10 protein-coding genes and 3 pseudogenes are annotated in these 12,366 nt (G+C 62.7%); 7 read left to right on the forward strand and 6 right to left on the reverse strand.

Translation table 11 applies throughout. The features are described from left to right. The 5 genes and pseudogenes from KAY22_RS18165 to KAY22_RS18185 form a co-directional block, all read left to right on the forward strand. A pseudogene (locus KAY22_RS18165) lies at window positions 1-871 on the forward strand (TonB-dependent receptor); the annotation flags it as partial. 47 nt (window positions 872-918) lie between these two features. Further along, entirely contained in the window at window positions 919-1,674 is a 756-nt protein-coding gene (locus KAY22_RS18170; RefSeq protein WP_296624712.1) for a hypothetical protein, read from the forward strand. 275 nt (window positions 1,675-1,949) lie between these two features. Next, a complete protein-coding gene (locus KAY22_RS18175; RefSeq protein ID WP_296624710.1) occupies window positions 1,950-3,638 on the forward strand; it encodes an ATP-binding protein in 1,689 nt (562 codons plus the stop codon). A 1-nt stretch (window position 3,639) separates the two neighbouring features. After that, window positions 3,640-3,834: a hypothetical protein gene (locus tag KAY22_RS18180; protein WP_296624711.1), complete on the forward strand. Its 195-nt coding sequence runs from the start codon at window positions 3,640-3,642 to the stop codon at window positions 3,832-3,834. Further along, window positions 3,831-4,427 (forward strand): annotated as a pseudogene (locus KAY22_RS18185) (hypothetical protein); the annotation flags it as partial. The gene KAY22_RS18180 and the pseudogene KAY22_RS18185, both read left to right, overlap by 4 nt. A 341-nt stretch (window positions 4,428-4,768) precedes the next feature. On the opposite strand, the gene KAY22_RS18190 reads toward KAY22_RS18185, so the two are convergent. The 3 genes from KAY22_RS18190 to istA form a co-directional block, all read right to left on the reverse strand. Further along, window positions 4,769-5,098 (reverse strand): SMR family transporter, encoded by a 330-nt coding sequence (locus KAY22_RS18190; RefSeq protein WP_066675293.1) that lies wholly within the window; start codon window positions 5,096-5,098, stop codon window positions 4,769-4,771. Window positions 5,099-5,242: 144 nt separating this feature from the next. After that, complete coding sequence (gene istB, locus KAY22_RS18195; RefSeq protein ID WP_066675312.1) at window positions 5,243-5,983, reverse strand: IS21-like element helper ATPase IstB; 741 nt, start codon at window positions 5,981-5,983, stop codon at window positions 5,243-5,245. A gap of 11 nt (window positions 5,984-5,994) precedes the next feature. Beyond that, window positions 5,995-7,524 carry an IS21 family transposase gene (gene istA / locus KAY22_RS18200; RefSeq protein ID WP_082730872.1) on the reverse strand — a complete coding sequence of 510 codons (1,530 nt, stop codon included), beginning with the start codon at window positions 7,522-7,524 and terminating at the stop codon, window positions 5,995-5,997. A 594-nt stretch (window positions 7,525-8,118) separates the two neighbouring features. Between istA and KAY22_RS18205 the strand changes: the two genes are divergently transcribed. Beyond that, window positions 8,119-9,957: a TonB-dependent receptor gene (locus tag KAY22_RS18205; RefSeq protein WP_231729948.1), complete on the forward strand. Its 1,839-nt coding sequence runs from the start codon at window positions 8,119-8,121 to the stop codon at window positions 9,955-9,957. 77 nt (window positions 9,958-10,034) lie between these two features. Here the strand turns inward: KAY22_RS18205 and KAY22_RS18210 are convergent, their stop codons facing one another. Continuing rightward, complete coding sequence (locus KAY22_RS18210; RefSeq protein WP_066675301.1) at window positions 10,035-10,691, reverse strand: cation transporter; 657 nt, start codon at window positions 10,689-10,691, stop codon at window positions 10,035-10,037. Window positions 10,692-10,755: 64 nt separating this feature from the next. On the opposite strand from KAY22_RS18210, the gene KAY22_RS18215 reads away from it, so the two are divergent. Beyond that, window positions 10,756-11,160 carry a helix-turn-helix domain-containing protein gene (locus tag KAY22_RS18215; protein WP_066675305.1) on the forward strand — a complete coding sequence of 135 codons (405 nt, stop codon included), beginning with the start codon at window positions 10,756-10,758 and terminating at the stop codon, window positions 11,158-11,160. A gap of 326 nt (window positions 11,161-11,486) precedes the next feature. Here the strand turns inward: KAY22_RS18215 and KAY22_RS18220 are convergent, their stop codons facing one another. Both KAY22_RS18220 and KAY22_RS18225 read right to left on the reverse strand, forming a co-directional pair. Beyond that, entirely contained in the window at window positions 11,487-11,855 is a 369-nt protein-coding gene (locus tag KAY22_RS18220) for a hypothetical protein (RefSeq protein WP_010409068.1), read from the reverse strand. Beyond that, window positions 11,852-12,366: pseudogene (locus KAY22_RS18225) on the reverse strand (hypothetical protein); the annotation flags it as partial. The gene KAY22_RS18220 and the pseudogene KAY22_RS18225, both read right to left, overlap by 4 nt.

Below are 12,366 nucleotides of genomic sequence, written 5' to 3' on the forward strand. Positions count from 1 at the left end.
GCTGGGGGCTGGGGACCTGACGCTTGTCGCCCAGGCCAAGACCTATGACGGACCGTGGCAGGAACCTGAACGTCTGCGCCACTAGTCGGGGTGCGCGAGATATAGGATGCCGACCGGTGCGGGCACATTGGAGGCATCTCTCCATGCCTACCGGGCGACATGGCACCCAACCGAGCAAATCCCCGAGCGCATTATCGGCACGGCGTTGTGTGCGGATGTGTTCTGCTCTCCAGATCCTTCCGCGCGGGGTGAGACGACGCGCCTGGTGGCTAACATCGCGGTCAAGCAACCGACATGGCGCGCCAATGTCTATGCCCAGTTTTATGACTGGTCGATGTTCTCGAACCCCACTTACACCGATCCGGATAGCACAAGCGCGCAGATCAAGCAGTTCGACCGGCGTTGGGTCCTCGGGCTGTCCGCACAAAAACATTGGGAAATCGCTGACAGTCTGGCTGTGAGCCTTGGCACCGAAAACAGATACGACGCCGTCGGGAATGTTGGTGTCGATCGAACGGCTGCCCGCGCATTTCTTGCGTCACTCGGGCACTACCGGGTCGGGGAATTGTCTTCCGCGCTCTACGGCGAAGTCGCTTGGAAACCCTTGGCGGGACTGCGTGTGACAGGTGGTCTTCGCGGGGACTATTATCACTATTCCGTGCGTGCACGAGATTCTGTTGCGGCGTCGCTGGGCGAAGGCAGTGGCTCAGCGTCGATTCTCTCTCCCAAGGCGTCAATCGCCTATCAGGTTACGCCGCATCTTGAACTCTACGCCAACTGGGGCCGTGGATTCCATTCCAATGATGTTCGGGGTGCGGTCAACAGGGACACGCCTGTTCCCGTTCTGGTTCGCGGCATTGGCATGGATATGCCGCCGCCGTACCCATCGCCCAGATCGCGATCCTTATCGGCCGCCCGGTGTCAGGGACCGCGAGCCGTGCCAACAGTCTTGGCCTTCGCCATCCGGCAAAGCCCCCCGACTGGACCGAGGCCGAGGCCATGCTCACGCTGTCGCTGGCAGAAGAGGGGCATCGCTACGGCCACATCGCATCCCTGCTGGTCGAAGCAGGCTATTGCGAACGCAGCAAGATCGCAATCAAGGCGATCCTGCAACGCCTCGGCTACGGGCGGGGCTGGGGACGTTCATGGACACCCGAAGAGGACGCTCTCCTCACGCTTGCCTATCGGGAGGGCAAAAGCCTCACACCCCTCCTGACGCGTCTCGGGCGGACCCGTTACTCGATCCGCTGGCGCAGCGAATATCTTGGACTTCGCGGCACCCATGCAATGCGGGACGGCTTTCGCGGCGGTCCGGTCTGGTCCGACGACGATATCGCCACCCTGCGCGCGCTCTATGGCAAGATTCCAATGACCGAACTGGCGACGCGCATGGGGCGCACCAAGGCGTCGCTGTTCACGCGCGCCAATAACCTCGGCCTGGTTCATGGATATCAGAAGCCCTGGACGGACGACGAACGCCATGCGCTGAAGCGCGCCTACGACAATGGCGTCGCCTTTGCCGATGTCGTCACGGCACTGGGCCGGAACCATGCCGCCGTCCACAAATATGCTCAGAAGATGGGACTGCTGTTCGGCCGTCGACCGCGCTGCACGCCCCCACCGACACTCGACCAGATCCTTGCCATGGAAGAAATCCCCGGAGACAAGCCATGAAGCCGCTCAGATCCCTGACAGACATCGCGACAGGCGAACCGATAGACCGCGATACCCGCCGCGCACGGCTTCTCGCCGCGCGCAGGGCTCCTGTCTGCGGTATCGTGCGCAAAGGCATTCTTGGAGGTCACTGGGACGGCGGCACCGTGGTCGGGGCTTTTCGAGGCGGGCGCGGGACATTCCTGCAAGAGCAGACGCTCCCCAGCGATCAGGAGAGGGGAGAGGGAACGAGCGGGGAGGCGTGAAGAAGCGCGCCAGCCACGAGGAGCGTCCCCATGATCCCAGCCACCATCGCAACCGCCGTCGCACCCGAGACCATCTCCAAGGTGACGCGGCTGTTCAACAACACCGCCTTCGACGTCATCAACGAACTGTTCCAGAATGCCCGCCGTGCCGGTGCGCAGTGCGTATCGGTGTCGATCCAGACATCGGGCGCCGACACTTTCCTCCATGTCGTCGACGACGGTCACGGCATTGCCGACCCCGCCTCGATCGTGACACTGGGTCGGTCGGGATGGTCCGACGAGACCCGCCGCGCCGAAGATCCCGCCGGGATGGGCGTCTTCAGCCTCGCCGGGCGGAATGTCATTATTCGTTCCTACTCGCGGCCCGATCGCCAGGGCTGGATGGCGCACATCCCGGCCACTGCCTGGGAAACGAGCCGCCCGATCGCGATCACGTCCGATCCTATCGCCTGCGGGACCGCCATCACCGTCTGCGTGCCGGGCGAGTGGGTCCGCACCCTGCGCGACGACATTACGCGCGCCGCGAAACATTATCCGGTTGCCGTGCTCCTCGATGGAGAGGCCCTTCCCTACGAAGACTGGCTCGCCGACGCCGATCATGTCGAGGAATGGAACGGCACCCGGATCGGTGTCTTCCGGAAAAATCCCTCCCACTATTCCTCGCGCGATCACCGCCTCAACTTCCACGGCGTCACCATTCCCTGCGCCCTGCCTTTCGTCCAGGAGGTCGATCGCGGCGGGCACTGGATCGCCAAGGTCGACATTTTCGATGCGCCGCAGATCCAGCTCGTGCTTCCCGCACGCAAGGAAGTGGTCGAGAACGCCGCCATCGCCGACCTGCGGCACGCCGTCCACGTCGCCATCTTCCGGGCGATCGCCGCGCAGGACAGGCACCGGCTCTCGTTTCACGACTGGCGCGCCGCAAGAGACATGGGTGTTACTCTCCCCGAAGCGGCACCGTATCTCTTTACCTGGTCCGCGCCCGCGGCCGACAGCAGCCGCAATTACGAAACGGGCATGCGCGAAACCGATCCCGCCATGGTCCTGATGCCCGACTTCGACGCGCTGGTCGCCCAACCGGTGCAATCTGCGGTCGCGGCGCAAAACCCCTTCGGCGGACCGCTGGTCGAAGCCCAGGACGCCTTCACCGGCTATGGCTGGTACGACCGTCTCTCGCGCGTCGAGGACGTTGTCTTCCGCGTCACGCAGGGCGACCGCACCTTCACGATCTCCGACAGCAAGGAAGCGCCGATCGAAGCCGAGGACGGATTTGTCGAGGCAATCACGCTTTTAGCGACGATCGGTCAAGCCGGCGTCCTCGCCACCGTGGAATGCGCAGCCGATGTCGCGTTCGCGCCAGACCAGTTCTCCTGCAACTCTGTCGAGGAAACCCGCATCTTCGTTCGCCGCGGCACCGCCATGACCGCGCAGGACGTTGCCGATCTGTTTGAAAATGCCATTTTCTACGCCAGCGAAGACAGCGACGCGGACAGCTACGAGACCCAGCAGGAGCGATTTCGCGCCGACGCGGCCGAACGCATCATCGGTCTGCTCGAAGGCGACGACGCGGCGCTCGAAAACAGTATCCGCGCGCGGCTTTTCAACCATCGTCACCTTCTTCCCGAGGACCGCACCGTCACCATCGTCATGAGCCGCGACCGGCTCGACATCGGCATCGCGCCCCGCGCAACCGGGGCGTCCGCTCCCGAGGTCGCCTGAAATGGCGCGCTACAATCACGCGTTCACGATCGCGTTCAGCGCTGTGTCGAGCGACGCCAAGGGCGAGGATCTCGACCCCGGAGCACTCAAGGCGGCGCTGCAAGCGCGCATCGCCGAACTCGATCGCGAAGACACCTGGATCGAGGCGGTCGGTCCCCCATTCGACAGCTATCTCGAGCCGGAGGAACCGTCATGACAATGCCCATCCCGGGGCCTCCAGTGGTCCTCGCTTACGGCATCGGCGTGGACAGCACTGCGCTGCTGCTCGAACTGCATGCCCGCGGGGCAACTCCCGACCTCGTGCTGACAGCCGACACCGGCAACGAGAAACCGGAAACATACGCCTATCTCGACGTAATCGGCCCCTGGATGCGCGACCGGGGCATCCGGCACGAGATCGTCTCGTACACGCCCAAACGGTTCAAGCACTGGCCGCCCTATTACGGCATCCTGGAAATGTGCCTGACCAATGCGACGCTGCCGAGCAAATCGCTCGGCGGCTCCAGTTGCAGCCTCAAATACAAGAAAGCGCCGCAGGACGCGTTCCTCAAGACCTGGCAACCGGCGATCGAGGCATGGAGCAGGGGTCAGCGGGTCATACGCCTCATCGGCTACGATGCCGGACCCCGCGACACTGCGCGCGCCAACCATGCGCTCTCGATCGACGATCCCCTCTATCGGTGCGATTATCCCCTGCGCCGCTGGAACTGGGATCGCGCAGACTGCACCGCCCGCATTGTCGCCGAAGGCCTCCCCGTGCCGCCCAAGTCGGCCTGCTTCTTCTTATGTTTGCAGATGGTGTCTCGTCTCACCGCAACCCTTTATTTATGGGCTACAAAATTATCCGCCGTTTGAGACGATCCGAGGCCATTGAAGCGCTCGGGACAGTTGCAAAGCGCTACTGCACTTTGCAACTGTCCCGAGCGCAACCGCCGAAGGCGGTGCGACTCGTCGCGGCGGCATCCGGAATGACTTTGCTGAGCGGAAGAAACTGACTTGCCATTGCCCGTCGGGACTTGCTGATGCGGCCTTGATCGTTGCGCCGACAGATTGGGAAATGTCTGTTACGCGCCCATTCCGGTCGCTCAGCCGATGCACCGCAATCCCCGGAAGCTGCCGACCCCGACCGATCAGTGAGCAGCAGTCTGCGAGAACACGTTCATCACGATGACACCAGTCACGATCAAACCCATTCCCGCCATTGCCGGTAAGTCCAGCTTTTGCCCCTGAATGATCCAGGCAACGGCTGCGATCAATACGATGCCGCAGCCCGACCAAATTGCGTAAGCTATCCCGGTGGGAATGGTCTTCAATGTCAGCGACAGGCAGTAGAAAGCCACGATGTACGAGAGGGCAGTGAGAAGGCTGGGCGCTAGTTTGGTGAAACCTTCGCTCTGCTTCATGAAAGTTGTGCCGATCACTTCAGACACAATCGCCACCGCGAGTAGGACGTAATTCATGTGCGCTCCGTTTTTCCTGCCGATTCCGATGAAGCCGCCCCTCGTTTCCGAGATGATTGCGCCCCTTCGTTCCGAGATGATGTCGCCCCCCCGGAGACAGGGCCGTGCTGGCTACGTCTGTTGTTATTTCGTTCGTGCCGGTCGTCAAGCCTCTGAAGGGGATTTGACCCGGCGCATGCTGTCACCGTCGAGGTCCAGGCGGTGGGCGTTGTGGACGAGCCGGTCGAGGATGGCGTCGGCATAGGTCGGATCGCCGATCACCTCGTGCCACGCCGCGATCGGCAGCTGGCTGGTGACGATCGTCGAGCGACGGCCATAACGCTCTTCTAGGATTTCGAGGAGGTCGTAGCGGGCATGAGCATCGAGTGGCTCAAGCCCCCAGTCATCAAGAATCAGGAGCTGAACGCTGCCGAGCTTGGCCAGGATGCGGGCGTAGCGTCCGTCGCCGCGTGCCAACGCCAGGCTGGCGAACAGCTTGGGCACCCGCTGATACAGCACCGAACGGTCGTCGCGGCAGGCCTTATGGCCTAGCGCGCAGGCCAGCCATGATTTCCCGACGCCAGTCGGGCCGCAGATGACGAGATTGTCGCGAGCGGCGATCCAGTCACCAGCGACGAGCTTGAGGAACAGCCCCCGGTCGAGACCTCGATGGCTGCGATAATCGACATCCTCGGGGGTTGCCTGATGGCGCAGCTTGGCGAACCGCAGCCGGGCGGCCAGCTTGCGGTCGTGGCGGAAGCTCCATTCGCGGTCGAGCAGCAGCGCCAGCCATTCGGGATGGGTGAGCCGCTCGGCTTCGGCATTGGCGGCCAGTTCGTCGAACGCCCTGGCCATGCCAGCCAGCCCCATTGCGTTCAGCCGGTCGAGAGTGGGATGTTGAAGCATCATGATCTCCTTCAGTGATAGTAGCGGGAACCCCGGATATTCGGGTGGGTGATCGTCCGATCGTCGCGCGCCTGCCGGGGCGCGGGCGCCTGATCGAGCCGGTTGTCGAGGATCGATCGGACCGATCCATAGGTGCGTGCGCCGATATCGAGCGCCCGGCTGCACGCCGCTTCGACCCGTTCGCGGCCGAAGCCCTTCACCAGGCGCACGATGCCCAGGCAGGCCCGGAAGCCCTGCTCGGGATGCGGGCGATCGGTCAGGATTTTCTCGCACAGCAGGGCGGCACAGGGGCCGATCGCGGCCGCCTCGGTGGCGATGCGTTCGATCGTCCAGTCGGCGAAGCGCCGGTGGGATGACGGCATATGCTCGGATATCGTCGTGTGCCGGCCATTGCCGGAGCCGCGCATATGGGCGGCGATCCGTTCACCCTTGTGGAACAGTTCGATCGTACGCGCGGTGATCCGCGCCTCGACCGGCTCGCGCGCGAAGCGATACGGGACCGAGTAATAATGGCGCTCGATCTCGACATGATAATCGAGACCAGCGCGCCGCCGCCGCCATTCGGCGAAGACATAGGGTTCCAGCGGCAGAGCTTTCAGCGCAGGCCTGTCGATGGCCTCGAACAGCTGGCGCCGGGTCTGGCCCACGCGGCGCATGATACGGCGGTCATTGAGGTCGGCGAGCAGGTCGCCGATCGCGGCGTTGAGTTCGGCCAGGCTATAGAAGATCCGATGCCGAAGGCGCCCGAACAGCCAGCGCTCGACGATCAGCACGCAGGCCTCCACCTTGGCCTTGTCGCGTGGGCGGCGCGGACGGGTCGGCAGCACCGCGCTGTCGTAATGTGCCGCCATCTCGGCATAGCTGCGGTTGACCTGTGGATCGTAAAGGCAGGCCTTGATCACCGCGACCTTGGCATTGTCCGGCACGAACAGGGCAGGCGCGCCGCCGAAGGCTTCCAGCGCCCGCACGTGCGCCGCGATCCAGTCGGGCAGCGTCTCGGTCCAGCTCGCCTCGGCATAGGACAGGCTCGATGCACCCAACACCGCCACGAAGATGTGCGCGTCGCGGATTTCGCCGGTCAGCCGGTCGACCACGACAGCCACCTTGTCGCCCGCATAGTCGACGAACAGCTTCTCGCCGGCGGCGTGGGTCTGCCGCATCGTGACCGGCAGCTTCGCCGCCCAGCCACGATAGAGATCGCAGAACCGGCTGTAGCGATAACCTTCCGGATGCTGAGCGATATATTCGTCCCACACGATCTGCAGCGTCACATGCTTGCGCTTCAACTCGCGATGGATCGCTGCCCAGTCCGGTTCAGGGCAGCGGCGATGGCCGGTCTTGGTGCCAGCCGCGCGGTAAAGCGCCGCCTCCAGAACGGCATCGCTGACATCCGCGCCCAGCGGCCAAGCCAGACCCGCGACCGCTGCCCGCCTCAGCGTCTCGCGCACCGTCGAGGGCGCGGCGCCCACCCGATACGAAATCGCCTTGTGACCCAGCCCCTGCTCAAACCGGTACCGTAAAATCTCGCGAACCCGTCGCATACTCAATCGCTCCGCCGACATCGGCTCCCTCCCTCGGACAACCCAAAGGAAGCAAACCTAATCCCAGCAGCGGACCTTCATCGTCATCCCCGCAAAGGGGGCGACATCATCTCGGAATCAGGGGGCGAGTAATTCTCGGAACAGGGGGGCGGCATCATTTCGGAATGAGGGGGCGGCTTCCCTCGGAATCAGCATTTTTCCATCGGAAAGCACGGCCCTGTCATAACAAGGCGTCTTCCCGACATGGTCAGGTTGACGCCGCGGCAGGGAAGAACCCACGATATGCGGGCGCAGGAGACACCACCCTGCTACTCTATTCTCGGCGCCCCCTGATAACTGTTCCTGCTTGACCTGTCACGCTGCCTTCTGAAGGTCATCATCGGCTGCGCGGCTTACACAAGGCTGCCGGTGTTACCGTCAGGAGAATGTCCGGGCCTACGCGCGCTCCCGACGCAATGCGCACCGTCCCGGACGTTTCAACGGCCAATAGCAGATCCTGAAAACCGTTCTTGACCCTGTAGTCGCTACAGGTCTTATGGAGCCTTCCGTACCCGGCGTCAGATGTCGGGCAGGAACGGGGGCAATGTGAGTTTGATGGTTCGTGCCGGCAGGGTCTGTGTCGGGAGCAGCGCGCTGGTTATTGCAACCATGATGGCCGGTACAGCCTATGCGCAAGCACAGGTCCAGGCCGACCACACAGAGGAGGCTGAGACCGAGATTGTGGTCCAGGCGACACGGACGGGGCGCAGGGTTCAGGACGAACCGATCCGTGTCGATGTCATCAATCGCGAGGAGATTGAAGAAAAGCTCCTCATGCGCCCCGGCAACATCGCCATGCTCGTCAGCGAGACGCCGGGCGTGCGGGTTCAGACCACATCGCCCGCGCTAGGCGCGGCCAATGTCCGCATCCAAGGCCTCAAGGGCCGCTACACGCAGATCCTGGCCGACGGATTGCCCCTCTATGGTGGGCAGACACCCTCCATTGGTCTGCTGCAAATCCCGCCCACCGATCTTGGCCAGGTGGAGATCATCAAGGGCGCGGCATCGGCGCTCTACGGTCCCTCAGCACTGGGCGGCGTCATCAATTTGGTGTCGCGTCGTCCGGCCAGCGAGTCGCAAGGCGAACTCCTGCTCAATGCTACCAGTCGTGACGGACAGGATGTGACGGGGTATGTCGCCGCGCCGCTCAGCAGCGTGTTCAGTGCCTCGGTCACCGCTGGCTATGACCGTCAAAGCCGACAGGATCTGAACGATGACGGCTGGGCCGACATGCCCGGCTATGAGCGCTTCACAGTCCGGCCCCGTCTGTTTGTCAACACTGCCGATGGGACCAAAGCCTTGGTCACTTTCGGCGCGATGGCGGAGCAGCGCGACGGCGGAACGATGCCGGAAGCCAATGCGCCGGACGGATCGCCGTTCGCGCAGACGCTGCACAGCCGGCGCTACGACCTCGGCCTCACGGCCGAAACACCGCTGGAAGGCATCGGCACGCTGCGTTTGCGCGCGTCCGGCGTTACCCAATCGCATCGCCATGTCTTCGGCAAGACAGTGGAGAATGACCGCCACCGCACGGCATTCGCTGAGGCCTCGCTCGGCGGCAAGGCAGGCGAGACGACATGGCTGGCAGGCGCTGCGATCCAGTTGGACGACTATCGGTCCAAAGCGTTCTCAGCCTTCGATTACAGTTATACCGTGCCCGCGCTTTTCGTGCAGGGTGAGCAGGAACTGGCCGACCGGCTGACCCTGGCGGGGAGCCTGCGCTGGGATGCGCATAGCGACTATGGCTCACATGTCAGCCCGCGCCTTTCCGCGCTCTATCGCCCTGGGCCCTGGACGATCCGTGCGTCGCTGGGACGCGGCTTCTACGCGCCGACACCGTTTGTCGAGGAGACAGAGGCCAATGGCCTTGCGCGCCTTCTGCCTTATGGAAAGCTCAAAGCGGAGTTTGCCAACAGCGGGTCGATCGACTTCGGCTACGCCAGCGGACCGTTCGAAGCGAACTTCAACCTGTTTGCCTCGAGCATTGACCATGCCCAACAGTTGCAGACGGTGGACGCGGATCATGTCACGCTCATCAATGCCGATGGCGTCACGCGGACGCGCGGCGCCGAAGTGCTGCTACGTTATCGCTGGCAGGCTCTGTCTCTGACCGGCAGCTACGTGCATGTCGCCGCGAATGAACCCGATCTCGATGGCTCTGGTCGGCGGATCGTACCACTGACGCCCCGAGACAGCGCGGGCCTTGTCGGAATGTGGGAGAAGGAAGGGCGTGGCCGTTTCGGGATCGAGGCATACTATACCGGACGACAATCCCTACCGGACGCAAAGCAGGTCCTATGTCCAGCTCGGCGCTATGGGCGAAGTGATATTGGGCAAGGTCAGCCTGTTCCTCAATGCCGAAAACCTGCTCAATGTGCGGCAGACGAAATATGACCGGCTGCTCCTGCCGCGTCGCGCACCGGCGGGGGCATGGACGGTCGATGCCTGGGCACCGACCGACGGGTTTGTCCTCAACGGAGGGGTGCGGATTCGCTTCGGCGGAGAATAGGCCTGCTCCTCAGTTCACCGCGCGCCTGGTGGATGATCTGCCATCCGCCGGACAGCGCGAGCGCGGCCATGATTGCTGCGACAGCGATGTCCGGCCAGCCCGTGCCGGTGCCGAACACGCCCAGCGCTGCGGCGACCACGGCGATATTGCCGATCGCATCGTTGCGCGAGCAGATCCAGACCGAGCGCCGGTTGGCGTCACCCGCGCGGTGACGCCAGAGCATCGCGGCGCAGGCAAGGTTCGCGACCATTGCGATCACGCCCACGATCCCCATGGTCTCAGCAGCTGGAACTATGCCCTGCGTCGCCATCCAGATCGTGTTGCCCAGCACCCAAATCCCGAACAACAGAATCGATACGCCCTTGGCCATAGCCGCCCGCGCTCGCCACGCCAGCGCCATGCCCGCGACGCCGAGGCTGATCGCGTAGTTGGCAGCGTCGCCCAGGAAGTCGAGCGCATCGGCCTTGAGCGATGCAGACCCGGCAGTGACACCGGCGACAATCTCCACGCCAAACATGACCGCGTTGATCACAAGCGCGATCCATAACACGCGCCGCCATGCCGCATCGTTCAGCTTTTCGGTATTGTCCTGTGATCCGCCGCAGCATCCGCCGGCCATATGCATCTCCTGTTTCGGTGATGACAGGCTATATAGGGCCTGTAGCAACTACAGGGTCAAGGGTATGGCATTCACGATCGGCGATATGGGCAAGGCTACGGCCACGAAGATCGAGACGATCCGCTATTATGAGAAAATCGGCCTGCTGCCTAAGCCGGCGCGGACAACGAGCAACTACCGGGACTATGGGCAGGCGGAACTTGGCCGACTGTCCTTCATCCGCCGGGCCCGCGACCTCGGGTTTTCGCTCGATCAGGTCCGTGCGCTGTTAAGCATCTCGGGCGACCGCAGCTGCGATTGCGCCGGTATCGACCGGATCGCCAAAGAGCACCTACTTGAAGTTGACCGCAAGCTCTCGGACCTTGCGGCGCTTCGCAAAGAGCTGAAGGCGGTAATTGATTCCTGCGATGGCGGCATCGTTGCGGATTGCCGTATTATCGAAGCATTGGGGCCTGCATCGCCAGCCTAAGAATGGCAGTTGTTTGCCTTCCGCGGTCCATACCTGCCGTTCTCCTTACGGCCAATCGCGGTCATTTACATGCGAGATACCCATTCAAGCTGCTGGTCGCAGGCGGGCCGTTGATTGAGGGAATTCTTCGTCGAGTGATGGGCCCAACCAAAATCCATCAAGCGTTGTGCAGGGGAGGATCAGTGCTGCGCAAGCGGGGAGGGTTTTACACTGAACCTGCCTTCAATGCGTAGCCCGCCCGTGGCGGTCTCGCGTCGCCATGTAGCGTAGAGCGAATTGAGCGTGCAACGTGGCGTCGATTGTAATGTCCTCAGGACTTGCTCGCATCATGAGTCGGCCGGCCGTGGTTTTGGCAGCATTGAGCGCAATTGCCGGAGTTCCGCGTCTTTGGCTTCCAACGCAGCCTCCAGCATGATGATACGATTGAGCAACTGGTTGATCACGTTTCGCAGCTCGGCCTTGCCGCTCGTGCTTTGTGGTTTAGCCTTCGGCGGCTTCGGAGCTTCATCGAACAAAGCGAGAAGTTTGGAGCATCGATAGGCCGTCGCTCGACTGACCCCCGCCTCGCGCGCAACATTGGTTATGCTCAGCTTGCCATTCGTCGCGGTGCCTTTGCCGTCGCGCAAGCGGTTATAGGCGTCAAGCAGCGCGACGGTGGCTTGCGATTTCCGGGGAGGGTTCGCTTTCGTCGTCATCGTTCGACCTGTTCCAGCAACTGCCTGTAAATATCGATCTGTGCCTCAATGGCGTGTTTCTGGATCGGGCTGATGTTCTTGCCATTTTTCATGGTCTCGGCATCTGCGATGCATGATTGCAGAGCCAGCACATGCCGCCTCGCCACCACGCTGTTCGGACAACGAGCAGGCTGGCACCTCGTAAATGCCGGCTGCGCCTCAGCTCCTTTCACCTTCAAGCAGAGGGCGTGGTCGGCATAGAAGAAGCAGTCGTTGATATAACCCGGATGAAGCGTGACGGCGGTGTTCGAGAGCATTTTTGCGCGGCGCCGATCATCAACGACCGTGCCGGGCAGATCTCCGATCTTGTTTCTGATGCTTGTAAATTCGGCGACGAGTTTCGATCGCATGGGGCCGCCTGGATTGATCCCTGCCTTCCAGTCCTCGTACATCTCGACGATATCGCTGAGCTGAGCGAGGCGACGTTCCTCTTCGATCTCCGAACGGAAGCCGGATTGGGAAGTGCCCGCAT

Origin of the sequence: Rhizorhabdus sp. (assembly GCF_018006725.1) — a bacterium.
Classification (GTDB): Bacteria; Pseudomonadota; Alphaproteobacteria; order Sphingomonadales; family Sphingomonadaceae; genus Rhizorhabdus.

What these genes read in the sequence shown, in the direction of transcription:
- KAY22_RS18180 (WP_296624711.1), top strand. Translation starts at nt 3,640, where the DNA reads ATGGCGCGCTACAATCACGCGTTCACGATCGCGTTCAGCGCTGTGTCG.
- istB (WP_066675312.1), bottom strand. Translation starts at nt 5,983, where the DNA reads ATGCTTCAACATCCCACTCTCGACCGGCTGAACGCAATGGGGCTGGCT.
- KAY22_RS18220 (WP_010409068.1), bottom strand. Translation starts at nt 11,855, where the DNA reads ATGACGACGAAAGCGAACCCTCCCCGGAAATCGCAAGCCACCGTCGCG.
- KAY22_RS18190 (WP_066675293.1), bottom strand. Translation starts at nt 5,098, where the DNA reads ATGAATTACGTCCTACTCGCGGTGGCGATTGTGTCTGAAGTGATCGGC.
- KAY22_RS18215 (WP_066675305.1), top strand. Translation starts at nt 10,756, where the DNA reads ATGGCATTCACGATCGGCGATATGGGCAAGGCTACGGCCACGAAGATC.
- KAY22_RS18175 (WP_296624710.1), top strand. Translation starts at nt 1,950, where the DNA reads ATGATCCCAGCCACCATCGCAACCGCCGTCGCACCCGAGACCATCTCC.
- KAY22_RS18210 (WP_066675301.1), bottom strand. Translation starts at nt 10,691, where the DNA reads ATGGCCGGCGGATGCTGCGGCGGATCACAGGACAATACCGAAAAGCTG.
- KAY22_RS18205 (WP_231729948.1), top strand. Translation starts at nt 8,119, where the DNA reads ATGGTTCGTGCCGGCAGGGTCTGTGTCGGGAGCAGCGCGCTGGTTATT.
- istA (WP_082730872.1), bottom strand. Translation starts at nt 7,524, where the DNA reads ATGCGACGGGTTCGCGAGATTTTACGGTACCGGTTTGAGCAGGGGCTG.